Source organism: Lelliottia wanjuensis (assembly GCF_030238365.1).
Classification (GTDB): domain Bacteria; phylum Pseudomonadota; class Gammaproteobacteria; order Enterobacterales; family Enterobacteriaceae; genus Enterobacter; species Enterobacter wanjuensis.
Genome location: NZ_JASSOT010000050.1, coordinates 25,637 through 49,863, shown reverse-complemented (window position 1 = coordinate 49,863; position 24,227 = coordinate 25,637). Strand labels below are relative to the sequence as shown.

Genomic DNA, 24,227 nt, shown 5'->3' with positions numbered 1-24,227 from the left:
CCATGTTTAAAAAGCACAGCTTGCCGCTCAGCGCGCTGACCCCGACCCGTCAGGCGGTGATCAAACCGCGTCTGCACAAATTCCCGCCGCTGCGCAAACGCCGCCCGACGCACAGCGTGGCGGAGGATAGTCCCGCGGCGATAGACGGCGCGGCGATTCAGGAACAGCTCCAGCAGGGGTTTCAGGACGGCCTGAACCGCGGTTTTGCCCAGGGTCTGGAAGAGGGCAAAGAAGAGGGCTATCAGGAAGGGCTGCGCCTCGGTTTTGACGAGGGTGTGCGCAAAGGGCGATCCGAAGGCAAAACCCAGGCGCGTCAGCAGTTTCTCGACGCGGCGCATCCTCTGGATGAGATCATTCAGTCGATGGAAACCTTTATGGCGGGCTACGAACAGCGCCGTCGCGAAGAGCTATTGCAGCTGGTGGAGAAAGTGACTCGCCAGGTGATCCGCTGTGAACTGACCCTGCATCCGACGCAGATTTTGACCCTGGTGGAGGAAGCGCTTAGCGCGTTGCCCCAGCAACCCGAGCAGATCAACGTCATGCTCAATAGCGAAGAACATCGCCGCATCAGCGAAGCCGAGCCGGAAAAAGTGACCCAGTGGGGGCTGATGGCGGACCCCGACCTCGCCCCCGGTGAATGCCGCGTGGTGACCAACACCACCGAGATGGACGTCGGGTGCCAGCACCGTCTGGACCAGTGCATGGACGTGCTGAAAGAGACGCTCCTGCCGGGATCCCGCGATGAGTGATACCGATTTCGCGCAGGTCCTGCGCTCCATCGACAACATCCACCTCGCCCGCGTGGCCGGGCGTCTGGTGCGCGTGGCGGGGATTTTGCTGGAGTGCGTCGGGTGTCGTCTCGCCGTCGGCCAGCTGTGCCAGGTTGAAAGCGCGGATGGCGAGTTTATCGAAGCCCAGGTGGTGGGTTTCGATCGCGACGTGACCTTTTTAATGCCCTTCAAACAGCCGTCCGGCCTGATGGCGGGCGCGCGCGTCTATCCTATGGACAAACAGCAGGGCGTGTTGATTGGCGATCAGTGGCTCGGACGCGTGGTCAACGGCCTCGGGGAACCGATCGACGATAAAGGCAAACTCTCTGGCGACACGGTGCTCCCGCAGCAACTCCCGCAGGTTCACCCCCTGCGCCGCCAGCCGGTGGCTGCGCCGCTCGACGTCGGCGTGCGGGCGATCAACGGCCTGCTGACCATCGGCAAAGGCCAGCGCGTGGGGCTGATGGCGGGGAGTGGCGTCGGCAAAAGCGTGCTGCTCGGGATGATCACCCGTTACACCCAGGCCGAAGTGGTGGTGGTGGGGCTGATCGGCGAGCGCGGTCGCGAAGTGAAAGAGTTTATCGAGCACTCTCTCGGCGAAGAGGGACGGCGTAAATCGGTGATTGTCGCCGCACCTGCGGACGAATCGCCGCTGATGCGCATCAAGGCCACGGAGCTGTGCCACACCATCGCCAGCTACTACCGCGACAAGGGCAAAGACGTCCTGCTGCTGGTGGATTCCCTGACCCGCTACGCCATGGCCCAGCGTGAAATCGCCCTCTCACTCGGCGAACCGCCTGCCACCAAAGGCTATCCGCCGTCGGCGTTTGGCATGATCCCACGGCTGGTGGAAAGTGCGGGCAACAGCGAAAGCCACGGCTCGATGACCGCGATTTATACGGTGCTGGCCGAAGGCGATGACCAGCAGGATCCGATCGTCGACTGCGCCCGTGCGGTGCTCGACGGGCACATCGTCCTGTCGCGCCATCTGGCGGAAGCGGGTCACTATCCGGCCATCGACATCGGGCAGTCTATCAGCCGCTGTATGAGCCAGGTAACAGAGCGCGAGCACCAGCTTTCGGCGCGGACCCTCAAACAGCTGTACGCCGAATACCAAAGCATCAAGCCGCTGATCCCGCTCGGCGGCTACGTCGCCGGTGCCGATCCGATGGCCGATAAAGCGGTCAATCTCGCTCCGGCAATCACCCGCTTTTTACAGCAGGAAGTGCAGGATGCGGCCCTGCTCGACAAAACCATCTCCGATCTCAACGTACTGGCGAAAGCAGGATAATCGACGATGAGCAAACTGATTCACACCCTCGAACAACTCCATCTGCTGCGCCACCGCGCGGTGAAAGACCTGAGCAGCAAACTCGCCACCCAGCAGCAGCTATGCCAGCGTCTGGAGAAGAACATCCACGCCCTGTCGAACCTCGTTAACCACAGCGCGCCGGAGATCCAGGGCAACGCGACCATGCTCAACAACCAGTCGTTCTACAAGCGCAATATCCAGCGCGTGATCGACTGGCAGCGACAGGAGCAGGCGCTCGCGACCGTCGAGGCGCAGAAGTTGCAGGGCAATCTGCTGGCGGAATCGCGCCGGGAGAAGAGCCTCGAACTGGTGCTCGACGGGCGTCGTCAGGATCTGCGTCAGGCGCAGGAGCGCCGCGAGCAAAAGGTCACTGACGCGGTTTCCGCGCAGTGCTGGTTAAGACAACAGCAGGCACAGCGACAGCGATAAGATGGCTACGAATTTGATGCAGACGCTGCTCAAACGCCAGCAGCAGAAAAAAAACACAGAGCACCCTTTCGTGAGCGTGATCTGCCCGACCTGGGATCGCCGGGCGTTTTTGCCCTATCTGCTCTATCTCTTTCAGTATCAGGACTATCCGGCCGATAAACGCGAGCTGGTGATCCTCGACGACTCGGCGGAGAGCAACGAAGATCTGATCGCGATGATGGTCGACGCCCGCGTGGATAACGTGCGCTACATTCACAGCCCGGAGCGCCTCGATCTCGGCAAAAAACGCAACATGCTCAACGCGCTGGCGAAAGGGGAGTACATCGTCTGCTTCGACGATGACGATTACTATCCGCCGAATAAAATCAGCGCCCAGGTGGGCGAGATGCAGCGCAACAACGCGCTCTTCTCCGGCAGCGACACCATTTACATCTGGTACAGCCATCTCGACAAAATCTATCGCACCCACGCGTTTGGCGCGCACCACGCCCTGAACGGGACCTTTGCCTATCACCGCAACTTCCTGAAAAACCACCGCTACGAAGACACGGCGGTGCTGGCGGAAGAGCAGGCGTTCCTGAACAACTTCACGTCGCCGGTGTTTCAGATTGACCCCAAGCAGGCGATTCTGTGCATCTCGCACAGCAGCAATACCTACGACAAAGATTTTGTGCTCGGCTCCAGCCAGCCGACGGATCTGACGCTGGACGATTTCGTCGCGGACCGCAATCTGCTCAGCCACTATCGCCGCCTGAGCCACGCGCCGCTGAGCACTTCCGTGCAGTGGTCGGCGCTCGATAAGGTGGCGGTGATGTACGACCAGCCCGAGCAACTGGAAAACCAGCGCCAGGCGCTGGCCGCGCTCGGTCTGAACGACCGGCAGCTTGTGCCTTTTGCTCGCGGTATGCAAAGCGAACTGGAGACGCACTGTGAGGTACTGGACACCGCGATGCGCGAAGGCTGGCGCAGCGTGCTGCTGCTGGATGCGTCGGTGAAATACGTGCGCAAAGAGATGTCGATCAAAACGGTCAACCAGCTGCTTTCCCGCCTCGAACATATCGACTGGCAGGGGCTACTGCTGGGCGCGCGCTACCAGCGCATTTCCCCCCTGAACGCCTTGCCCGGCGTGGCCCGCATTACCCGCGCCGACTGCGCTTGCGCCTATGCCGTGAACGGCAAATACATTCCCGAGCTGCTGGCCCACTACCGGGAGGCCATCGCGCAACAGTACAGCCTTGATGCCTGCTGGCCTGCGCCAATGCAGGCCCACTGCTGGCTTGGCCTGCAGCCTAGCTTTGCTTTTTTACCCGAGATATCCGACCGCGAAAGCGGAAAGAGTGTCGATTGCACCCACTGGTTTTTTCGCAAAAACTTTCAATGAAAAAGGGCCGCGACGCCCGCGGCCGGAGTACCTTATGGAATTGATTGAGCACTACCAACCCGAGTACGTCATTCGCTTCGCCGAGCGCGTGCGACCGTGCGACTGTCCTGCCTGCCAGAACCGCGCGGACGACTGGCCCGCCACGCAGCTAAAACTGAAAAATCAGCAACGCGACAGCCTCGACGCCGGCTGCGAAACCGCGGCCCGTGAAATCCTGCTCAACCCGCAAGCCTTTGTCCTGCATACCTCCACCACCCGCCCGGACAGCGATCTGGGGCTGAGCGCTTGGGACGAAACCCTGAATCAGCAGTGTATCAACCTGGCGGTTCACCCGGCGCTGACCCTCGAAAGCAGCCTGTACGCGACCGGCGTGCTGCTGAGTAAAGCCCAGCGTTATCTCGATAACGATCAATGCGACCCGCAGCTTCTGCTGGAGATGGGTGAGCAGCTCGCGGATCTGGCCGAGCGCGGAATTCTGGACGAACAGCTGCAGCTCCTGCCGCCGATTGAGGTCAACCGCGTGGAGGCCCTGGAGCAGATGGGCGCGATGCGCCTGACCCTGAACCTGCCCGCGATGCAGAAGATGAGCATGATGCTGAAGCTCAGCGAACTGGCGGTGATGCAGCCCGCGCGCCTGCAGGATCGCTTACGCGAACTGGAAGCGGTGACCGCGCGCAACACGCTCCTGACAGATCAGCCGCATATCCTGCGCAACGCCCTGATCTATAAACTCTACGGCGAGTGCCTGCCCGGCCCGAACGCCGACAACTACGGCGATGTGCTGATGTCCCTCACTCGGATGATGTTCCAGCTGAAAATGCTGTGCGCCATGTGGCTGGAAGACAACACCCAGTTGACCCACGACGACGTGGTGGCCCTGTTCAGCGCCTGGTTCAGCTGGCAGCGCGGGAATGTGTGGAAAGGGGCGAATTCTGCGGATTACACGTTGCTGTGTGGGTTGTCGTTGATTTGATTTCGGACTTGTTCTAGTCCCATTATGGGACTAGAATTGTTCCATGAAAATCATCTCAGTCAAGATATTAAGGGACTTCTGGGCGGAGAACCCTGGCGCTGAACAACCGCTAAGGGCCTGGGTAGACGAGGCAACAAAAGCTGACTGGAAAACCCCGGCAGAGATCAAAGAACAATACCGCAGCGCCAGCATTCTTAAGGACAGGCGAGTGGTTTTCAACATTAAGGGAAATAATTACCGACTTATAGTGGCAATTGCGTATCAGCGTGGATGGATTTTCGTCAAATTTATCGGAACTCACAAGGAATACGACGCCATAGATGCGGATACAGTTGAACTGGAGTGAATGATGAACATTAAACCCATCAGAACTGAACAAGATTATGAGGCCGCCCTCCGGGCGGTCGAACCTATGTTCGAGAATGAGCCGGCGATGGATACGCCAGAAGGCGACTACTTTGAAGTGATGTGTTTGCTTATCGAAGAATACGAAAAAAAACATTATCCGATTGAGCCGCCTTCAGCGATAGAAGCCATCAAATTCCGTATGGACCAACTAGGGCTGAGCGTAAAAGATCTCGAGCCCGCCATTGGTAAATCTAATCGTGTTTACGAAATTTTGAATGGCACGCGAACACTGACTTTACCGATGATCCGTCGGCTTCATGCGCAATTTGGGATCCCTCTTGAGAGCCTGATTAGTGCATGATCTTACCGCCTTTGGGCGGTTTTTAGCGCGAACCACCCACTAAGGTATCAGCCTCCATGCAATAACATTCGAAAACCAGATACTCCTTCCAGTAACCACCATTTTAAAAACAAAGATATGATCGTATTCTTTTCCCGCACCTGTAATAACAGGTGCGGGGATTAGTCTTCTGAACATTTCGCTGACGATATACCGGCGCGTTATCGCCCTTTGGTGTCGTTCGCAAGATGATGGGCTGGAGTCTTCACGACTACCCTCCAACACGCCGAAAAATATAAAAATCCGCAAAAGAAGTATTCTCCTGATTGCGAACATCAAACGGATACTGATTCGGCACCCAGTCCTCCAGCACCCACTCTGCGGTCATGTTTTTAACAATCCAGTCGGTGAACTTGCGATGGCGGACGTGTTTGACATGCCCGCCCAGCAAGGCATTCAGCTCCTCGTTATTCGACGCATAAATAATGACAAAGCGCTCTGCGGAGCTGAAAAGCGTGGTCATATAGCGCGTGAAAACGTCATCTTCAATTAAGTGATAAATCACATCCAGCGACAGTGCGAGTTCAGCCGTCTGACCGGTCCAGGCGCTGACTGGATGGAAATCTTTCGTCTGATCGCTGGCGAACCGGCTCTGGCAACGTGCGAGAGCATGTTCAGAAACATCAAAACCGGTATAGCGCGGGTAGCGCGCCAGAGAGAGCTGGTTTCCATCGCCGCAGCCGAACTCCATGACTGACGTAATGTTTTCCTTTTCAACAAACCGATTCAATACCCCAGCTTTAAAATCCGCCAGGCAACCGTAGGAGCCTGCGCCGGAATTCCCTGCAAGGCGATAACGGTCGTCCCAGTACTGGGCTGAGTGTTGAAACGCTAACGTATTGTTTGGCTGAGACATATCTAATCCTGATGCTTCAAAGAGGTAAACGATGCAAACCCATGGCGATGGGGCTGTCGTGCAAAAGTGCGTGCTTGAGATCGGCGATCGTCAACGGATGTATTGGCATGCCGGGATCGGCCGTAAAGAGTCGGCAATAGCGCTGCGGGAAGGTATCACTCGCGTACTGGCGCAGAATGGCAGGCTCGGGCGAATCGGCAATCAGCACGGGCAGGCTGGCAAAGGGCAGCGCTTTGTCGGACACCACTAGCAGATGGAATTGCTTATCCTGTTGAGCGCCCAGGTGCTGAATTTGCTCGATTAAGGTATCAATGGAGACCGTTGTGGCATCCAGCACGATGATGATGTTGTCGAGATCGCAGGCGGCCACTAACGCATCGCGGCGCGTCTGCACAAACGCGTCGATCTCCTGGCGGCTTTTGTCTGGAAACAGCGCCGCTGACCGGTAGCGTTTAAGGATGGCCTCAAAGATACGATACTCATAGGTCGCATCCATCGGTTTACCCATTCCGGTCAGATTATCGTCGTGCAGGCGATAGGCGATATTGCACTGTGCGGTAAAGGCAATGCGAGCCACACCGACGGCGCGGGACCAGAATTCGTAGTCGTGAGCGCGCAGGTATGTCGGGTCATAGCTCCCGACTTTGGCATAGAGCGAACGACGAACGCAGCAGCCGGGGTTGGCAATAAAGTTGCCGTGGGCGATCTGAGGTAACCAGTTGGCTGGCGCATAGTTGAACAGGGAAAAGAACCGCTTTTCACCCGCTAAGGTTTCCATAGCGCAGGAGATCACATCGGTCTGCGGGTTGCGCTGAAGCAAGGTGCGGTAGTGAGTTAACGCATTGGCATGGAGGAGGTCATCACTATCCAGCCAGACCAGATATTCACCCTTCGCCTCTTCGATGCAGCGGTTTCGGGTATCCGGGGCGTTGGTGTGTGCTTTGCGAACGATGCGTAAGCGCCGATCGTTCAGGGATTCGATGGTCGCAAGACTCCCGTCTGTCGACCCATCGTCAACCACCACCACCTCAAAATGTGAATCTCGCTGATTCAGCGCAGAAGAGACCGCCGGGAGTAAAAAGCGCTCACGGTTATAGCAGGGGATGACAATCGAAAAAAGCGGTGTGCTGCTGCTGACGGGCTGCCAGAGCGCCTGATAGCCTTCCGGCAACTCCTGCTGGCGCAGAAGGGTTTGGGCTTCCTGTATATAGAGTTCAGGGGAAGTGTTGCCTTCAAGCACCCGAGCCACGGCGTCCTCAAGTGAGGTGAACAAATAACGTTTGGGCAGATATTCGCTCAACCCTCCGGGAGCATGGAAGGCAACGGGTTTTAACCCGGCAAGCATCGCCTCAAAAACACCCATGCCCTGAGACTCGTTATAGCTGGTCGAGAGCAAAAAGGATTTGTCCGCGTACCAGCTCGCCATTTCCTCGGCGGCAATGGTTCCGCAGATGACCACGTTGCGGGATAAACCATAGATGGCGACCAACTGAGTGAAACTGTCGAAGAGGCATTGATCTTCTACGCGTCCGGCAATAAACAGCTTGTAGCGCGAATTCTGTTTGACCAGTGCCTGCAAGATTGGCAGCAGCATAATCAGATTTTTTTGCGGCGCAAAGCGGGCCACGCAGGCGATGTGAAACGGATTACGACGAATGGCACTCTGCGTGACAGGCGCGTGTTCGGTTAAATTGGCCAGAACCGTCACCTTCAGATGGGCGGGTAATTTTTTTCCTATCAGGGATACAAAGCGCTTTTTCATCGCCTGGCTGACCAGAACCACTTCGTCAATATTGTCCCAGTTGGCCTGTAAAAATGCCTCGCCGTAAAGCTCATAACGATGAATGCGGCAGACCATGCGGCAATATTTCGGCAACTGACTGGCTGCGATAATCGCGCCGTCACCCCATTCAAACCAGGCGACGTCGCAGTGGCGAAGGGCATTGAGCAGGGATTGCTGGGTGAGGGATGTTCCGCTAAGTTCCTGAACGTGATGTCCTTGCTCTCGCATCAGCTCCATGACGGGACGCAGGAAATGGAAATTATCGTTGGTGGCCGTCACCACAATCCGCTGTTTTCCAGCCTCAAGCGGAACAAACTGATGTGAAAGGGGTTGATCGGTTTGCCCGATGCACTGATAGCCGCAGCGACTCAGATATCCGCTGATTTCCGCGAATTTATCCGGGTCTGCCCCTTCCAGCGTGACGGGTGAATGGGTCGCGGCTGTCGCCTGAATGGCGGCCAGCAAATCTTCCTGAGACAGTTCAGCCGACAGGTGTTTTTGAGTGGTCATACTGCGGTCCTTCGGGGAAAAGAGAGTTCAGCGGGGATGTTTCACACCTGCCGATAAAGCCAGTTCTCCGGCTCGCCCACGTTAAACAGGTTTTGCAGAACGTCCTGCTGCATCGCCAGCACCATGCCGTTGCTGTCGTTCAGGGTTTTGCATTCGGCGGCGATCTGCTCCAGCGAATCCCAGAGCGTGTTGAGCTGTGACTGATTGGCGGCGGGCAGGCGGGTGAAGAGCGTACGCAGGCCGTGCGCACCGGCGGGGATCCCGAGCTGGGTCAGGAGCTGATAGCGCTGTCGGCTGTTTTCCAGAAGCTGCTCATACACCGTGAAAATGCTGGCGTTCAACGACTCCAGTTCCTGCGCGTTGCGCGCGATCAGCAGCTGACGCTGATCCTTCAGCAGGGATTTCAGCTGGCCGTAACGGTTACTGTCGTCAACCATCCCCTGGATCAGCGTTTTGACGCTCTGTGCGGCGTTACTCATGTTTACCTCTGATAGTATTGCTCTATCGCGCTGGTCAGGGCATCGAGATCGACGCTGATTTTCCCGCTGGCGATAGCCTCTTTCATGCTGGCGACGCGCGCCATTTCGACTTCTGGCATGGTAGCCAGCTGCGTCTGCGCATCACCCAGAACCGGGTCAATGGCGGTGGTGCGTGCGACTTTCATCTCCTCAGCACCTGCGGTGCGAGTCTGTGCTGTCGCACTGGACTGATTGATCGCGCTCGTCATGGCGTACTGTGGGGATGTCACTTTCATCGCTTACTCCATCTTCTTGTTTGTGCAGGTTGCGTCAGCTATCTGGCGGGCGGAAAAAACCTTTCCGATCTCCTTACCCCTGTAAAGCGACGCGCTGAGGGCGAAACTTAAACCCGGCGTAAAGTTTTTTAATTTTTCGCGCTGAGGTTTGTTCGGACCACGCCCATGTCGCTGACGATGGCGGTCACTTCCCGCTCGCTGCTCTCATTTTTCACTTTGATCATCTCGCCTTTACGCCCTTTTTTGGTGGCGATCCCCATGGTGCGGGCCTCGACGCCGTCCTGATCGGCAATCATCAGCACCCGCTGACCGCGCTCGACCATCACCGGCGAATCCAGCTGACTCATGCTCAACGGCTGAAGTTCACGCACGCGGCGCTTGAGCGTCAGGCCCACCACGTCGTCGGGATGGGTGATGTAGCCGCTGCGCAAGTTGCTGATATTGAACTTCTTCAGGGTGATATCGGAGGGACCGAGCACATGCCCGCGCTCAAGGGTGTTTTTTGCCATCAGCACGGAAAGATAGATATCCGGTTTGACCGTCACCGCCACTTCCCAGCCGTTCGCGCTGTCACAGCGCACGTCAAAACGCAGCCTGCGCAGATCGAGGCGCTCGCCCGAGGGCATGCTGACCGTCAGCGGCGCGCCACACGGGGCGTATTGCGAGATCTCAGAAGGAATAAACAGATTGAGCTTCGCCTGGTAATCCTCCCAGCGATTGCGCTGCGCTTCCTGGCGAATGGCGTCGGAAGCCGCCTGCTGGACGCGGGTATGCACCTGCTTACGGGCGCTGGCAGGCGTCGGGGGCGCGGCGGCGGAAGTCGCGGCAAAGCACAGTAATGCTGCGGCCAGGGTGAGGCGGAAAAAGCTCTTCCCGTTACGCGGTACAGATGGTGATAAAACGCTATGAATCATGATGTTATAAACCTGGCACGATAGTTGCTTTAAAGATTGCAGCAACACGGACTATCGGCACTGTCCACCATCACGAAGGAGTGAGTTGTGAGTATTAGTTTTGATAAGGCATTGGGCGTTCATCCGCAAGCTGTAGCACTTCGACTTTCCAGGGCGGAACTGCTTTCAGCAAACCTGGCTAACGTCGATACACCCAATTTCCAGGCTAAAGATATTGATTTTGCCGCGGAGATGCAACGTTCGCAGCGGGATTTCTTTCCAGGCTCGGCGGCGCAGAAGATGTATCGCGTGCCCTATCAGCCCTCCTCGGACGGCAACACCGTCGCGCTGGATGTGGAACAAACAGAGTTTGCCAAAAACGTTCAGGACTACCAGATGAGCCTGGCGTTTTTAAACATGAAATTCACTGGCCTGAAGAAGGCCATTGAAGGCAAGTAATTGAATCAGGTAACGATTAATGGCTTTTACCGATATCTACCGAGTCTCAGGCTCGGCCATGACGGCACAAACCGTCCGCCTGAACACCGTCGCCAGTAACCTCGCCAACGCCGATACCGCGGCGACGGCAGAGGCGGGCGTCTACAAAGCGCGTCGTCCGGTCTTCGCGGCGGTGTACCAGAACGACGAGCTGCTGAACAACAACGGCTTGTCCGGCGCCCGCGTGCAGGTGATGGACGTCGTGGAATCCGGCAATGCGGTGCAGCGATATGAACCGCATCACCCGATGGCGAACCCGGACGGTTACGTCTGGTATCCCGACATCAACGTGGTGGAAGAGATGGCGGACATGATGTCCGCGTCGCGCAACTTCGAAACCAACGTCGATGTTCTTAACAATGTAAAAAGCATGCAGCAGAGCCTGCTGCGTCTGGGCGAGGCGTAATAGATGAGCGTGAATGGCGTTTCCACTCAATCCGGCACCACCACTTACGACAGCGGTGTATCCGCCAATGACAACAGCGCGGCGGGGATGAACAACCTGTTTATGCAGCTGCTGGTGGCACAAATCCAGAACCAGGATCCGTTGAATCCGACCGACGGCACCGAATACGTCGGCCAGCTCGCGCAGCTGACCCAGGTGCAGTCGATGGAGACCATGTCGAAATTAATGGCTAACAACGCGGTGCTGATGGACAACCTGCAAACCCTGTCGACGGGCAACCTGGTGGGCCAGAAGGTGATGGTTCAGACCGACACCATCAACACCGACGGCAGCACCAACATTGAAGGCCGTCTGACGCTGGATCATGCCGCCAACACCGTCACGGTGATCGTCAAAGACGAAAGCGGCACCGAGACCAAAATCGAGCTGGGCAAACAGGAAGCCGGTTCCGTGGACTTCACTATCGACCCGCAGGAACTGGGGCTGAAAGAGGGCAAGTACACCATGACGGTGATGACCGACAACGAACCGGCCAAAGTGCCGATCGAAGTCGGCGGCGTGGTGAGCAACGTGCGCATCCCGCTCGACGGCACCGCGACCGTGCTCAACATCACCGGCATCGGCGAAGTGGCCTACAACAACATCACCCAGTTTGGTCAATCCAGCGATAAAACCCCTAAGGGATTAACGAGTTAATCAGGAATTACTATGAGCTTTGATATTGCAGTTTCTGGCCTGAATGCCATCAACCAACAACTTGGGGCGATCTCCAACAACATCGCCAACTCCGGCACCGTGGGCTTTAAATCCGGCCGCGCTGAGTTTGCTTCTTTATATGCCGAAGGCCAGCCGCTGGGCGTGGGCGTCACCGGCGTGGCGCAGAGTATCTCCAAAAGCGGAACCATTTTTGCCTCTGCCAACAGCCTGGATCTGGCGATCAACGGCGACGGCTTCTTTATGATGCGCGACAGCACCGGCACCACCGCCTACACCCGCGCGGGCTATATGCAGACCGACAACAACGGCAACCTGATCAACAACCTGGGCATGTACCTGCAGGGTTATCCGGTGGATGCCAACGGCGTGGTACAGACCGGCACCATCGGCAATCTGACCATCAGCAGCGGCTCGATTCCGGCGAAAGCGACCAGCACTCTCGACTTTACCGCCAACCTGAACGCCAACGAAAAGCTGCCGGAAAACGCCACCTTCGATCCGAAGGACGAAAAATCCTACAACCACACCTACGCCACGCAGGTGTTCGACTCCCTGGGCCGCGAACACACCATGAAGCAGTACTTCGTCAAAACCTCGGACAACGAGTGGGAAGTGCACTACTACATGGACGATCAGGATCTCGGCACCACCGAGAAAATGACCTTCACCGAGCAGGGCGTGTTGCAGGCGCCGACCGGGCCGGTGACCGTTAATGCGGATATTCCGGGCGCGGAAGGCATCGAACTGACCCTGAGCTACAGCGGCACCACCCAGTTCGGCTCCGATTTCTCGGTCAGCAAAAACAGCGGCAACGGCTACGCCTCGGGCGAACGTACCGGGCAGATGATCGACAAAGACGGCAGCGTCTACGCCACCTTCTCCAACGGCGAGCGCCTGCTGCAGGGCCAGCTGGTGCTGGCGAGCTTCTCCAACCCGAACGGCCTCTCGTCCCAGGATGGCACCACCTGGTCGCAAACCGCCAGCTCCGGCACGCCGCTGACGGGCGCACCGGGCACCGGCCTGCTGGGGGCGATCAGCTCCAACACTCTGGAAGGCTCTAACGTCGATCTCACCGCCGAACTGGTCGGGCTGATGACCGCCCAGCGTAACTACCAGGCCAACACCAAAGTGATCAGCACCAACGACAGCATGATGAATTCGCTGTTCCAGGCCCTGTAATGGACCACTTAATTTATACCGCCGTAAGCGGGGCCTCCCGCAGCCTCGCGCAGCAGCAGATCCACGCGAATAACCTGGCAAACGTCAACACCCAGGGTTTTCGTCACGATCTGGACAGCGCGATGTCGCAGCAGATTCAGGGGGAGGGTTATGCCTCCCGTTTTCTGGTGCAACAGCAGCAGGGCGGCGTCGATCTGACGCCGGGTGCGACGCGTGAAACCGGGCGCGATCTTGACGTCGCCGTCAAAGGCAGCGGCCTGATTGCGCTGGTCAGCGGCAATCGCGAGGTCTACACCCGCAACGGCCAGATGGAAGTCGGCCCAGAGGGCGATCTGACCATCGACGGCCTGCCGGTCTCCGGCGACAACGGCCCGATCGTGCTCCCGCCGTTCTCGTCCGTCAGCATCGCCGACGACGGGGTGATCACCATCGTGGCGGACGACGGTGATATTGCCGCGCCGATGGACGTCGACCGCATCAAGCTGGTGGATATCGCGGCCAGCGATCTGAGCAAAAACAGCGCCGGTTTCCTGGTGACCAACGCCAACGTCAATCCGCGTACCGAAGAGGTGGAAGTGGTTTCCGGCCACCTGGAAACCTCGAACGTCTCGGCGATTAACGAAATGGTCTCCAGCATCGCGCTCAACCGTCAGTTCGAAGCGCAAATCAAAATGATGAAGGCGGCAGAAGATCTGGCGACAGCGGGCAATCGCCTGCTGCGTAACGCCTGATTTTTTCCCGCTTAGCGAAAAGGAAAACCCATGAATCCCGCTTTATGGATCAGTAAAACCGGTCTTGCCGCGCAAGACGCGAAGATGAGCGCCATCTCCAACAACCTGGCGAACGTCAACACCACCGGGTTTAAGCGCGATCGCGTGATGTTCGCCGATCTGTTCTATCAGAATCAGCGCACGCCGGGCGGTCAGCTTGACCAGAACAACACCTCGCCGACGGGCATTCAGTTCGGTACCGGCGTCAAGATCGTCGGCACCCAGAAAGAGTTCACCACCGGCAACATCCAGAACACCGGACAGACGCTGGACGTCGCGATTACCGGGCAGGGCTTTTTCCAGGTCGAAACCAGCGACGGCGATATCGCCTACACCCGCGCCGGTAATTTCCAGAAAAACCCGGACGGCCTGCTGACCAACGCCCAGGGCCTGCCGCTGGTGCCGCAGATTGAACTGCCGGACAACGTCAAAGATCTGCAGATCGGCAAAGACGGCACCGTCACCGCGACGGTCGCGGGCGAAGCTGACCCGGTGGAACTGGGACAGATCACCCTGGTGAACTTCGTCAATCCGGCCGGACTGGAAGCCCTCGGCGGCAACCTGTATCGCGAAACCGCCGCCAGCGGCGAAGCGGTGGAAGGCGTGGCGGGCGAAGAGGCGTTCGGGCTGCTCGAACAGGGCTCGCTGGAAGGCTCCAACGTTCAGGTCGTGGAAGAGATGGTGGATATGATCACCGTTCAGCGCGCCTACGAGATGAACGCCAAAATGGTCTCGGCGGCGGATGACATGCTCAAATTTGTCACGCAGTCGATGTAACGCGTGAAGTGAAAAAGAAATGAAAAAGCAGTTAGTTATTGGATTTGTTGCGCTGCTGCTGGCCGGGTGTGAAAGCCCGGCGCTGTTAGTGCAAAAAGATGACGCGGCCTACGCGCCGCCAGAAGATTTCTCCATGCCGACCACCAAAGTGCAGGGCGGCGGGCTGTATAACGGCAACTACAACTGGTCCCTGACGCAGGACCGCCGCGCCTATCGCGTGGGCGACATCCTGACGGTGAAACTGGACGAATCCACCCAGGCCAGCAAACAGGCGCGGACCAACTTCGGCAAGAAAAACGACGTCTCGATTGGCGTGCCGGAAGCCTTTGGTCACTCCGTGGATAAGCTGTCTGGCTCCATTGACGGCAGCCGCAATTTCAACGGCAACGCCACCTCCCAGCAGCAAAACAGCCTGCGCGGGGCCATCACCGTGGCGGTCTACAAAGTGCTGCCCAACGGCGTGCTCGCGGTGCGCGGTGAAAAATGGCTGACCCTCAATCAGGGCGATGAATACATGCGCGTCACCGGACTGGTGCGTGCGGAAGACGTGGAGCGCGATAACTCGGTCTCCTCCCAGCGGATCGCCAACGCGCGCATCTCCTACGCCGGACGCGGGGCGCTCAGCGACTCCAACTCCGCAGGCTGGCTGACGCGCTTCTTCAACCATCCGCTGTTCCCAATTTAATGGAGTCTGCGATGCGTAAAGCAATGCTATTTCTGATGCTGCTCTGGACGACGGCGGCCAGCGCAGAGCGCCTGGGGAATGTGGTCGATATTCAGGGCGTGCGCGGCAACCAGCTGGTGGGTTACAGCCTGGTGGTCGGCCTCGACGGCACCGGCGATAAAAACCAGGTGAAATTCACCAGCCAGTCGGTGACCAACATGCTGCGCCAGTTTGGCGTCCAGCTGCCGACCAAAATCGATCCGAAAGTGAAAAACGTCGCCGCCGTGGCGATCAGCGCCACGCTCCCGCCGGGCTATGCGCGCGGGCAGAGTATCGACATCACCGTTTCGTCCATTGGCGACGCCAAAAGCCTGCGCGGCGGCACCTTGCTCCTGACACAGCTGCGCGGGGCCGACGGTGAAGTCTACGCCCTGGCGCAGGGCAACGTGGTGGTCGGTGGTGTCAAAGCCGAAGGCAACAGCGGATCGAGCGTGACCATCAACACCCCAACCGTGGGCCGCGTGCCGAACGGCGGATCCGTCGAGCGCGAAGTGCCATCTGATTTTCAGCAGAACAACCAGGTGATCCTCAACCTCAAACGCCCAAGCTTTAAAACCGCCAACAGCGTGGCCGTGGCGCTGAACAGTGCGTTTGGCTCCGGCACGGCGACGGCACAGAGCGCCACCAACGTGACGGTCAACGCGCCGCTGTCGGCGGGCGAGCGCGTGGCCTTTATGTCGATGCTGGAAGACGTGCAAATTAATGCGGGCAAACAGCCGCCGCGCGTGGTGTTCAACGCCCGCACCGGCACCGTGGTGATCGGCGATGGCGTGGTGGTGCGCGCTGCGGCGGTGTCTCACGGCAACCTGACCGTGACCATTCGTGAGTCCTCGAACGTCAGCCAGCCGGGCGCGTTCAGCCAGGGTCAGACGGTGGTCACGCCGCAAAGCGACGTCGATGTGAATCGCGGCAGCGGCCAGATGGTGACCATCGCGGCGGGCACCAGCCTGCGCAGCATTGTGAATACCATCAACAGCCTCGGCGCGTCGCCGGACGACACCATGGCGATCCTGCAGGCCCTGCACGAAGCGGGCGCGCTCGATGCCGAACTGGTTGTGATTTAAGGAGAGACCATGCTACAGGCGATCAAACCCCAGACCAGCGTCCTGCCCGGCGATTTTACCGGCCAGGTCAAACCGCAGAATCTCGAGCAGGCTGCGGAGCAGTTCGAAGGCATTTTTCTGCGCTCAATGCTCCAGCAAATGCGTAAAGCCTCCGAAGCGCTGGTGGACAACAATCCGTTCGACAGCAAACAGCAGCGAATGATGCGCGATTTTTACGACGACAAGCTGGCATCCCAACTGGCGTCCCAGCGCAGCACCGGCATTGCCCAGATGATCATCACCCAGCTCGGCCCGCAGGAGAGTGCGCCGCTTAAGAATTCGCAGGGAATGGTCGCTTTACAGGAACATCCGAAGATATTAACGCCCCCCGTCGTTCCGGTAATACGCCGCGGGCAGGAGTAATCCATGAACATGATCAACATTGCCTTTAGCGGCCTGCAGGCAGCGCAGTTTGGGATGAGCGTGACCTCCATGAACATCTCCAACGTGCTGACGCCGGGCTACAGCCGTCAGGGCATTATCCAGAGCTCCGTCACTACCCTGGGGCCGGGCGGCATGTCCGCCGGAGCGGGCGTGCAGGTGGACAGCATCCGCCGTATCTCCGATCAATACCTGACGGGCCAGGTGTGGCAGAGCAACAGCAAAGCCAACTACTACGGGATCAACAACCAGTATCTCAGCTCGCTGGAGAAGGTGATTGGCACCGACTCCACCAGTCTGGGTAACGGTCTGGATGATTTCTTCTCGGCCTTGAGCGCGTTAACCGCCGGGCCGGAAAGCGAAGCCAACCGCCAGCAGCTGCTGAACCAGGCGCAATCTCTCGCGACCCGTTTCAACAACATGAACGACTTCATCGACAGCCAGAAAACCTCGGTCAGTAATCAGCGCAACACCATGGTCGATCAGATGAACACCCTGACCGCCGGGATCGCCGACTACAACAAGAAAATCATGGAGATGGACTCGACGGGCGGGAACAGCAACGTCCTGCGCGATCAGCGTGACGAGCTGGTGAAACAGCTCAGCACCTACAGCGACGTGAAAGTCACGGAAGACAGCAACGGCAGCTACTCCGTGTCGATGAAAAACGGTCAGCCGCTGGTGAGCGGCAAAGTGGCCGGGCAGCTCAGCGCTACCACCGACGCCAAGGGTAACTCCGTCTTAAACCTGAAGTTTTCCGGCAGCGATTTCTCGCTCAACCCGTCGACCGGCGGCCAGCTCGGCGCGCTGTACGACTACGAAACCGGCGATCTGGCGGATATGCAGGCCTCCGTGCAGGGGATGGCGGAGACCGTCGCCACGCTGTTTAACGATCAGCTGGCGCAGGGCTTCGACAAGAACGGCAATCCGGGCAAACCGCTGTTTACCTTCGATCTGACCAATCCGGCGGGCATGTTGCAGGTCAACGATCTCAAACCTGACGAACTGGCGCTCTCCGGAAGTAAGGACGAGCAGGGTAACGGCGACAACCTGCAGGCGCTGATCGATCTGAAAAACAAAAAGGTCGATATCGGCGGGATGGGCAACATGAGTCTGAACGAAGGGGCGGCGGCGATCATCTCCAACATCGGTATCGCCAGCAAACAGTCGAAGAGCGAGCTGGAGGCAGCGCAGGCGGTGTTTGACCAGGCGCAGCTGCAGCGCAACAACCTCAGCGCGGTCAATCAGGACGAAGAGGCGATTAACCTGCAGGTTTATATGCAGGCGTATCAGTCTAACGTCAAAGTGATTGCCACCGGCAACCAGATTTTTACCGACCTGTTAGGCCTGTTCTAAGGGTTGTGAAGGAACAAAATTATGCGAATCAGTAGTCTTTATAATTCCGACGCCATGATGGCGCAGCTTGGCGTCAACGGCACCCGTATGAGCAAGCTGATGGAGCAGATGGCGACCCAGAAGCGAATCAACGTCCCGTCGGACGACCCGGTGGCCGCGACCCGTCTGGTGCAGCTCAACCGCGAGCAGTCGGCCATTCAGCAGTATCAGAGCAACATCTCGCGCCTGAGCGGATCGCTGTCGAGCCAGGAAGCGCACGTTACCGCGATGAGCAACCAGCTCCTGTCGCTCAATGACAAACTGCTGGCGGCGGCCAACGGCGACACGCACAGCAGCGAAGATATGGTGGGTTTTGGCAACGAGCTGTCGTCGATGCTCGATTCGCTGGTGGCGTCGATCAACGCCCAGAACGAAAACGGTAGCTATCTCTTCTCCGGCACCAAAACGGACGCCAAACCGGTGGTCTGGGATGAGGCGCAGGGGAAATACATTTACCAGGGCAACGATGGTACCCGGGAAACCACGGTCGCCAACGGCGTGAACGTCACCGAAAACACCAACGTCGTGCAGGCGTTTGGTAATGGCAGCGATCTGGAGATGCTGAACAAGCTGAAAGCCCTGAGTGAGAAAATGCAGGACCCGAGCATTCCGGTCAGCGACTATCAGGATGACATGAACGAGATGCTATCCCTTTCGTCTGATACCCGCGACAAAGTGGCGGCGCAGCTGACCGATCTGGGTGGACGACAGAACCGACTGACCATGCTCGGCGATGCCCATACGGACGTCAGCACCGCCAACGATCAGGTGGTGCGCGACCTGTCTGATACCGACTGGGCGACGACCAGCATCAACCTTCAGCTGTACACTAACTCGGTACAGGTCACTAACAAAGCGTACAGCATGATCAGTCAGCTCTCGCTCTTCAGCATGTTGTAATGGTTATGCAGGTAGGATTAAAAACCACCACCGCCTCCAGCACCGCGTCCGCCGTCCGGACGTCGCCGGGGGCCCCGGCGCAAATTGCCCGCACCGAGCGCGTGGCGAATACCCCGCGCGCGACGGCGCCATTCCCCGAGGCGGCGCTGCTTTCGCGCCGTCCGATGCGCTATAACGTCCAGCTCAATCAGCAGCTGACGGCGGTTCAGCAGGCGGACAATTATCTGTCAGAAGCCGAGACCCAGCTGCTGGTGCTGCGTCATCAGAAAGGTTCAGCCCCGTCGGGCCTGAACACGCTGCTGCATCAGCGCGGACAGCTGTCGGGTGGGACGATCGATCGCAACTTCAACATCACGCTCCAGCAAAAAAGCCAGGTGAACTTCACCCTGCCGGGCGTCGAAAAACTGCTGGAGCATCCGCAGGGTGAGACGCTGGTGTTCCAGCTCGGCGGCGGCCAGCGCGAGCTCACCGCTGTGGCGCTGCCTGCAAACTCCTCACCGCGTCAGGTGCTGGCGCATCTCAATGTGGGACTGGGCCGCTTAGGCATCAATGCAACGCTGGCCCCCGAGGGGAAGGTCGCTTTCCAGGTCGACGAAGCCCGCTGGTCGCGGGTCAGCCAGCATCTCAGCGTGCGCGGCGAAGGACAACATTTCCCGGCGGATGCGTTCACCCTGTTGGCTCCGCAGGCGGAAACCAGCCGCGAAGATGAGATTGGTTTGTTAGTCAGTCGCTGGGAGCGTGGCGACGGGAAGAAGTTGCAGCAGACGCTGGACCAGATTACTCGCGAGCGCAGCAAATTACATTTCCATCAGGATCGCGTGGCGACGCGCATTCAGGATATGTCGACGGTTTACACGCCGGGCGAAGCGCTCGAAACGGCGCGCGCGCTGGGGGATGCACTAGCCGGGAGCGGCAAGCAGTTTGGATTGCTGACGCAAGCGCTGGCGGCGCAGGGGAATGTTCATCAGGTGACGGTGAAGAATTTGTTGGGGTGAGAGGACTGTTATCTTTCGATAATGAATTGAGCAGGTTCTGGCCTGCTCTTAATTTTTAAAAATTAGCAGCGAGAACCGACGCTGATGTGCCCTGGTTTACGAATGATAATCCTGATATTTAGTTTAATTTCTTCTGTTTATTTAGGTTTTCATAAAAATCCACTAAATTTTTCTAAATCGGTTCTCCATTCTGATATCTTTATGCTATTTTCATTGTTAGTAATAACTAGATGTATAAAATCATTAATTGTATCAATGGCAAAGCCGGGATGTTCATCAAGAAATAACACTTTGTTTTGTATAAATACTTCGCAATAATGAAATGTATGACCCATGCAAAATAAATTTTGTATAGCCCGGTTCATACATAGATACAGCTAATGTCGCATGATTTTTATTAGTGAATATATTCTTAAGCGGGTTAAGCCAGCTTGTTTTATAATCATTAATATTCCAGTACGTTAGAGGAATGTACAGTTTCTCTTGAAAATCATCGATTATAATTTCAGTAGGTTAAGCCAGTTCATTATCAATTTTCGTTGAAGCATTTTCTAGGTATATGCAAAACATAGTTCAGCCCTTAATTTTCAACTTAATATCTCAAAGGTTTTAACTGAGAGTGATGTCCCAAAGCGACGATTTCACAATCTTTTTCATCAAAATGCCCAAGTAATATGAATACAATGCCATGATGTCTCCACATCAAATTCATCCATTCATCTTGAGAATTATTACGTAATTGGTCATCATGTATAATCTTTGAATCACAAAGTGAAAAATAAGTTTTCACTTCACAATTTAATAAACTCTCAATTATCCCCTGTGACTGTAAATCTAACACACCAGTCGCAGAAAGAATCAACCCATCCTGACCTTTTTGGATGAAGTTGGATTTGTTCTCTATACCATCAATATGGACACCAAATGACTTCAGCAATCCCCATGTTTTTTTATAATTGACAATAGCATTGTCAGGTTGCTCTGATGACAACTCAACTCTAACATACAATTTACCCGTACTATTTGGGGTACATAATGTGGAAGACATAATTTTCAATAAATACTCACAAGCGTTACGCCTTGGAACTCCAGGAAGCTCCCAACTTACTGCTGAGATATTCTCACCGCCAATCGATAGTCGTTTGAAATTAGCTATTTCATTGCCAGTTGAAATATTATTGGCAAAGCGTATGACTTTATCAGTAATCATAGCGGTCCCTGTTTGATCATTGAATTGTGGGCCTCGGTGTAGATGAGTATCTATATAGAAAAAATGCCTACCACAGCAATATTATTTCTGATTTCGTTCTGGCCTGCCTGCGCTGTCACACATCAGGCCACCAGTAAGCACTGCTACTTTCTCCAGTGCAGTCAGAGTTTTTTCTGTTCTTCGCTCTGTTGGCTTACTGGCATATCACCCTAATATATAGATTAGTTTATCCTTGTAACGATAATATCGTTGAACTTATCCATGATTAATGTATCCGTCACAGGCAATGTCTTGATTAATTTCTCTATTGTTCCTCTGGGGAAGCGATTTTCGTTATAACTTTTTTCGAAATCCAGGCTATATATTAAACGTTCTTCACTACCGTCAAATCCCAACCAGAAATTACATCCATAATCATATAACTCAGCAACATCCAATGATATTAAATGTTCAGGAGCCCCTTCCGAAAAAAATAATTTATCCAAAGGTATATCACCGATGTCGTCATGAATTTCTTTAAGCCCTGCCTCCAGACTCTCTTTTAAAGAAGATATTACGATATAAAGGTTAATAGTAACCCCTTTACCTGGAATGAGTATGTCATTAATAATAAAATTAAAAATCCCACTAGGGGAGCATAAGACATCTATCTGCTCGACTTGTATTGCAATTTGATAAGGATTACCAATGATCATTTTATTTCCCATCCTTCTTGCTAATCCATTACTGGCAGTTGTCGATTCCGGAAATGATAATCTTTGAGCATAGTCCGGATTCTCCATATGATCTGACCGTTCGAGAGCATCGTATCATTAGGCAATTGATCTACTGGCTGATCCCCGCCAGTATGGCTTGACCCTGCACAGCCATCTGATCACCGCACGGTTTCGTTGGAGCATCCACGTGACTCAGCGCCGAAACCACCGCTATCAGTGTGTACATTTCCTTTGTCTGAGTCATCATCTGCGATAATAACTGAGCAAAATTATGGCTTAACGTCTTAGCACAGATAATTAAAATACAGCCTTACATGAAGTTGTATTATTTTTTGAAGCGCTGTCGCAAATTTTAACATTGCTTGCTTATCAGATGCTGTGTTTTTATTCAGTGGTGTATAATGGGTACAGAAAAATAACTTAAAGCCCGCAACAGGAAAGTAACATAAAAGATAACTTTATTTATTAAAGAGCGCGGCGTGAAAGTGCAGCAACACTTCCACGTCGCTAACCACAAGCAACTTATAGGAGTTGAATATGGCTACCACAAATACTAAGCCAGAAATCGCTATCGCCAAAACAGATTCTGGAACTTTAGCGAATATTTCCGAAAACCACGAAGTCGTACGCAAAAATGACATTTTCGCAAAGGCGGATACAGCTAATCGTATTTCTAAAACCGTACGGCGTATGACGGTGAGTTATGTCAGTATCCGCCACTACGATCGCCGCACCGAGAAAACCCGGCGCTATACCCGCAGCGCCAGTTTGCGTCTGAACGGGCACTGGATGGAGGAAGCTGGATTTACCACCGGTACGCCGCTGGATGTGCGGGTGATGCCGGGGTGTCTGGTTATTACCACTTTGCCAAAAGAATCCGCATTAATGAAAGTGCTGACCAAAACTGCTAACGGTTTACCAGAAAAAGAGCAACAGCAGGTATTGGCGTTTTTGCGGGGTGTGACGGCAAAAGTGGCGCTTGAGAATAAGTGATTTCGATATGAAAATCCCGCCGGGTAAGGGCGGGGTTCTTGTAAGAAATCTATTTTATCCCAGCTACAAAGATTGAGGTTGATTAATTAAATTAAGCCCAAAGATTCTGGCAGGTCTTTAACGAAGTCGCATTTTTCTACTGAATGCTAACGAGATATAGATTGGTAGGTATGGACGATATTTGCCCTGTCATCATCATTTAGCAACTGCAATTCTGCTGCCATCTGTTCCATCATTTCGACTGCCAGATCAAGAGCTAACTGTCCTCACCAGTGAACTCTAAAAATATAGCGAGATCGGCTATAACTTTTAAAAATTTAATGCTGCTATTTTTTGACAACTTTCACCTCTATATTTTGATTCCTAACTCATCAAACATTTATTGAGCGCGGTTAGATTGTGTTCGAGATGTCACTTCCCAGCGTCCAGTCATGACATTGCTACCTAACTCGCTGTGGCTGGCACAGGCAGGGTTTACTGACGGGATGCCGATTAAGATCAGGGTGATGCTGAACTGCGTCGTGATCACCACCCAGACCCCTGCGAACTATGGGGCCGCGCCGAGACGGGCGTTGTATGTAACGGCGGACCAAACGATCCCGGCTAGTTCAGGCCGGGATGAGTCATACGGATAATTGATTGATTTTTAATATATCTTTCTTTAGATCATCGCTGATGTCAGAAGAAGCGAGCTGGTTTAAAAGCTGCTTTATTTTGATAAAAGTACTTTTCTGATCTTTCAGATCGTTCTCTTTTATTGTCGATAAAGCAGCTATCAGCTCACCATCATAATATTCACCCGCCAGCGGTTCTTCAGTCAGAACTTCCAACACTCTTGGCATTAACTGATCAATGCATAATTTCTGCCGGATAGCACGACAAAGATCTTCCACCATCAACTCTTCAATAGGTACATCAATAATACGTTCAAACCAGAGTTCAAGAGGAGACTGTTGGTCTGGTTCTTTTCTCACGTTGATGTTTCCAATCAATTTACGGAAGGTAATCATATTCCATGTCCTTTCAAGGCTGATTCTATTTTATTAATGGCATC

General features: G+C 55.2%; 29 protein-coding genes and 1 pseudogene. 21 read left to right on the top strand and 9 right to left on the bottom strand.

What is annotated here, in order from left to right; translation table 11 throughout:
• Positions 1–2: 2 nt before the first annotated feature.
• Genes fliH through QQF33_RS05650 form a run of 7 tightly spaced genes read left to right on the top strand, consistent with a single transcriptional unit; the run spans position 3 to position 5,574 of the window.
• Positions 3–749 carry a flagellar assembly protein FliH gene (gene fliH / locus QQF33_RS05680; protein WP_285157527.1) on the top strand — a complete coding sequence of 249 codons (747 nt, stop codon included), beginning with the start codon at positions 3–5 and terminating at the stop codon, positions 747–749.
• Positions 742–2,061 (top strand): flagellar protein export ATPase FliI, encoded by a 1,320-nt coding sequence (gene fliI, locus QQF33_RS05675; protein WP_285157526.1) that lies wholly within the window; start codon positions 742–744, stop codon positions 2,059–2,061. The genes fliH and fliI overlap by 8 nt, the downstream gene beginning before the upstream one ends.
• Positions 2,062–2,067: 6 nt before the next feature.
• Complete coding sequence (gene fliJ, locus QQF33_RS05670; RefSeq protein WP_282494796.1) at positions 2,068–2,511, top strand: flagellar export protein FliJ; 444 nt, start codon at positions 2,068–2,070, stop codon at positions 2,509–2,511.
• 1 nt (position 2,512) lies between these two features.
• Positions 2,513–3,892 carry a glycosyltransferase family 2 protein gene (locus tag QQF33_RS05665; RefSeq protein WP_285157525.1) on the top strand — a complete coding sequence of 460 codons (1,380 nt, stop codon included), beginning with the start codon at positions 2,513–2,515 and terminating at the stop codon, positions 3,890–3,892.
• Positions 3,893–3,926: 34 nt separating this feature from the next.
• Complete coding sequence (locus QQF33_RS05660; RefSeq protein ID WP_285157524.1) at positions 3,927–4,865, top strand: hypothetical protein; 939 nt, start codon at positions 3,927–3,929, stop codon at positions 4,863–4,865.
• A 43-nt stretch (positions 4,866–4,908) separates the two neighbouring features.
• The gene (locus QQF33_RS05655) at positions 4,909–5,211 is read left to right on the top strand and encodes a type II toxin-antitoxin system HigB family toxin (RefSeq protein WP_285155496.1); all 303 of its coding nucleotides are present in this window, start codon (positions 4,909–4,911) and stop codon (positions 5,209–5,211) included.
• A gap of 3 nt (positions 5,212–5,214) precedes the next feature.
• The gene (locus QQF33_RS05650; protein WP_285155505.1) at positions 5,215–5,574 is read left to right on the top strand and encodes a helix-turn-helix domain-containing protein; all 360 of its coding nucleotides are present in this window, start codon (positions 5,215–5,217) and stop codon (positions 5,572–5,574) included.
• Positions 5,575–5,824: 250 nt separating this feature from the next.
• Here QQF33_RS05650 and QQF33_RS05645 read toward each other — a convergent pair whose 3' ends face one another.
• The 5 genes from QQF33_RS05645 to flgA all read right to left on the bottom strand — a co-directional run bounded on the left by QQF33_RS05645 (position 5,825) and on the right by flgA (position 10,430).
• Positions 5,825–6,469 carry a methyltransferase domain-containing protein gene (locus QQF33_RS05645; protein ID WP_285157523.1) on the bottom strand — a complete coding sequence of 215 codons (645 nt, stop codon included), beginning with the start codon at positions 6,467–6,469 and terminating at the stop codon, positions 5,825–5,827.
• A 16-nt stretch (positions 6,470–6,485) separates the two neighbouring features.
• Positions 6,486–8,762: a glycosyltransferase gene (locus QQF33_RS05640; RefSeq protein WP_285157522.1), complete on the bottom strand. Its 2,277-nt coding sequence runs from the start codon at positions 8,760–8,762 to the stop codon at positions 6,486–6,488.
• Positions 8,763–8,803: 41 nt separating this feature from the next.
• Positions 8,804–9,241, bottom strand: coding sequence for a flagella synthesis protein FlgN (locus QQF33_RS05635; protein WP_285157521.1), 438 nt, complete (start codon positions 9,239–9,241; stop codon positions 8,804–8,806).
• A 2-nt stretch (positions 9,242–9,243) separates the two neighbouring features.
• Positions 9,244–9,516 (bottom strand): flagellar biosynthesis anti-sigma factor FlgM, encoded by a 273-nt coding sequence (gene flgM / locus QQF33_RS05630; RefSeq protein ID WP_285157520.1) that lies wholly within the window; start codon positions 9,514–9,516, stop codon positions 9,244–9,246.
• Positions 9,517–9,644: 128 nt separating this feature from the next.
• Positions 9,645–10,430, bottom strand: coding sequence for a flagellar basal body P-ring formation chaperone FlgA (flgA, locus tag QQF33_RS05625; protein WP_285157519.1), 786 nt, complete (start codon positions 10,428–10,430; stop codon positions 9,645–9,647).
• Positions 10,431–10,517: 87 nt separating this feature from the next.
• Between flgA and flgB the strand changes: the two genes are divergently transcribed.
• Genes flgB through QQF33_RS05565 form a run of 12 tightly spaced genes read left to right on the top strand, consistent with a single transcriptional unit; the run spans position 10,518 to position 20,254 of the window.
• Positions 10,518–10,868 carry a flagellar basal body rod protein FlgB gene (flgB, locus tag QQF33_RS05620; RefSeq protein ID WP_282494786.1) on the top strand — a complete coding sequence of 117 codons (351 nt, stop codon included), beginning with the start codon at positions 10,518–10,520 and terminating at the stop codon, positions 10,866–10,868.
• A gap of 19 nt (positions 10,869–10,887) precedes the next feature.
• Positions 10,888–11,313, top strand: a complete 426-nt coding sequence (gene flgC / locus QQF33_RS05615; RefSeq protein ID WP_285145934.1) for a flagellar basal body rod protein FlgC — start codon at positions 10,888–10,890, stop codon at positions 11,311–11,313.
• A 3-nt stretch (positions 11,314–11,316) separates the two neighbouring features.
• The gene (gene flgD / locus QQF33_RS05610) at positions 11,317–12,009 is read left to right on the top strand and encodes a flagellar hook assembly protein FlgD (protein ID WP_282494784.1); all 693 of its coding nucleotides are present in this window, start codon (positions 11,317–11,319) and stop codon (positions 12,007–12,009) included.
• Positions 12,010–12,021: 12 nt separating this feature from the next.
• Positions 12,022–13,209 carry a flagellar hook protein FlgE gene (flgE, locus tag QQF33_RS05605; protein ID WP_285157518.1) on the top strand — a complete coding sequence of 396 codons (1,188 nt, stop codon included), beginning with the start codon at positions 12,022–12,024 and terminating at the stop codon, positions 13,207–13,209.
• Positions 13,209–13,940, top strand: a complete 732-nt coding sequence (locus QQF33_RS05600) for a flagellar basal body rod protein FlgF (protein ID WP_282494782.1) — start codon at positions 13,209–13,211, stop codon at positions 13,938–13,940. The genes flgE and QQF33_RS05600 overlap by 1 nt, the downstream gene beginning before the upstream one ends.
• A gap of 30 nt (positions 13,941–13,970) precedes the next feature.
• Positions 13,971–14,756: a flagellar basal-body rod protein FlgG gene (gene flgG, locus QQF33_RS05595; protein WP_285157517.1), complete on the top strand. Its 786-nt coding sequence runs from the start codon at positions 13,971–13,973 to the stop codon at positions 14,754–14,756.
• A gap of 19 nt (positions 14,757–14,775) precedes the next feature.
• Positions 14,776–15,441: a flagellar basal body L-ring protein FlgH gene (gene flgH, locus QQF33_RS05590; protein ID WP_282494780.1), complete on the top strand. Its 666-nt coding sequence runs from the start codon at positions 14,776–14,778 to the stop codon at positions 15,439–15,441.
• 11 nt (positions 15,442–15,452) lie between these two features.
• The gene (locus QQF33_RS05585) at positions 15,453–16,544 is read left to right on the top strand and encodes a flagellar basal body P-ring protein FlgI (RefSeq protein WP_285145939.1); all 1,092 of its coding nucleotides are present in this window, start codon (positions 15,453–15,455) and stop codon (positions 16,542–16,544) included.
• Positions 16,545–16,553: 9 nt separating this feature from the next.
• Positions 16,554–16,946, top strand: coding sequence for a rod-binding protein (locus QQF33_RS05580; protein ID WP_285157516.1), 393 nt, complete (start codon positions 16,554–16,556; stop codon positions 16,944–16,946).
• Between the two features lie 3 nt (positions 16,947–16,949).
• Complete coding sequence (gene flgK, locus QQF33_RS05575) at positions 16,950–18,320, top strand: flagellar hook-associated protein FlgK (protein ID WP_285145941.1); 1,371 nt, start codon at positions 16,950–16,952, stop codon at positions 18,318–18,320.
• A 21-nt stretch (positions 18,321–18,341) separates the two neighbouring features.
• Positions 18,342–19,259, top strand: a complete 918-nt coding sequence (gene flgL, locus QQF33_RS05570; RefSeq protein WP_285157515.1) for a flagellar hook-associated protein FlgL — start codon at positions 18,342–18,344, stop codon at positions 19,257–19,259.
• A complete protein-coding gene (locus tag QQF33_RS05565) occupies positions 19,259–20,254 on the top strand; it encodes a hypothetical protein (RefSeq protein WP_285157514.1) in 996 nt (331 codons plus the stop codon). The genes flgL and QQF33_RS05565 overlap by 1 nt, the downstream gene beginning before the upstream one ends.
• Before the next feature lie 149 nt (positions 20,255–20,403).
• Here QQF33_RS05565 and QQF33_RS25750 read toward each other — a convergent pair.
• The 3 genes and pseudogenes from QQF33_RS25750 to QQF33_RS05555 form a co-directional block, all read right to left on the bottom strand.
• Positions 20,404–20,662, bottom strand: a pseudogene (locus QQF33_RS25750) (hypothetical protein).
• Between the two features lie 184 nt (positions 20,663–20,846).
• Positions 20,847–21,464, bottom strand: a complete 618-nt coding sequence (locus QQF33_RS05560) for a hypothetical protein (RefSeq protein ID WP_285157513.1) — start codon at positions 21,462–21,464, stop codon at positions 20,847–20,849.
• 221 nt (positions 21,465–21,685) lie between these two features.
• On the bottom strand, positions 21,686–22,246 hold the full coding sequence (locus QQF33_RS05555) for an Imm42 family immunity protein (RefSeq protein ID WP_285157512.1): 561 nt from the start codon (positions 22,244–22,246) through the stop codon (positions 21,686–21,688).
• A gap of 471 nt (positions 22,247–22,717) precedes the next feature.
• On the opposite strand from QQF33_RS05555, the gene QQF33_RS05550 reads away from it, so the two are divergent.
• Both QQF33_RS05550 and QQF33_RS25745 read left to right on the top strand, forming a co-directional pair.
• The gene (locus QQF33_RS05550; RefSeq protein WP_285157511.1) at positions 22,718–23,173 is read left to right on the top strand and encodes a SymE family type I addiction module toxin; all 456 of its coding nucleotides are present in this window, start codon (positions 22,718–22,720) and stop codon (positions 23,171–23,173) included.
• A gap of 431 nt (positions 23,174–23,604) precedes the next feature.
• Positions 23,605–23,808 carry a SymE family type I addiction module toxin gene (locus QQF33_RS25745; RefSeq protein ID WP_350319007.1) on the top strand — a complete coding sequence of 68 codons (204 nt, stop codon included), beginning with the start codon at positions 23,605–23,607 and terminating at the stop codon, positions 23,806–23,808.
• Here QQF33_RS25745 and QQF33_RS05545 read toward each other — a convergent pair.
• Positions 23,797–24,183 (bottom strand): contact-dependent growth inhibition system immunity protein, encoded by a 387-nt coding sequence (locus tag QQF33_RS05545; RefSeq protein WP_285157510.1) that lies wholly within the window; start codon positions 24,181–24,183, stop codon positions 23,797–23,799. The genes QQF33_RS25745 and QQF33_RS05545 overlap by 12 nt on opposite strands.
• Positions 24,184–24,227 lie beyond the last annotated feature (44 nt).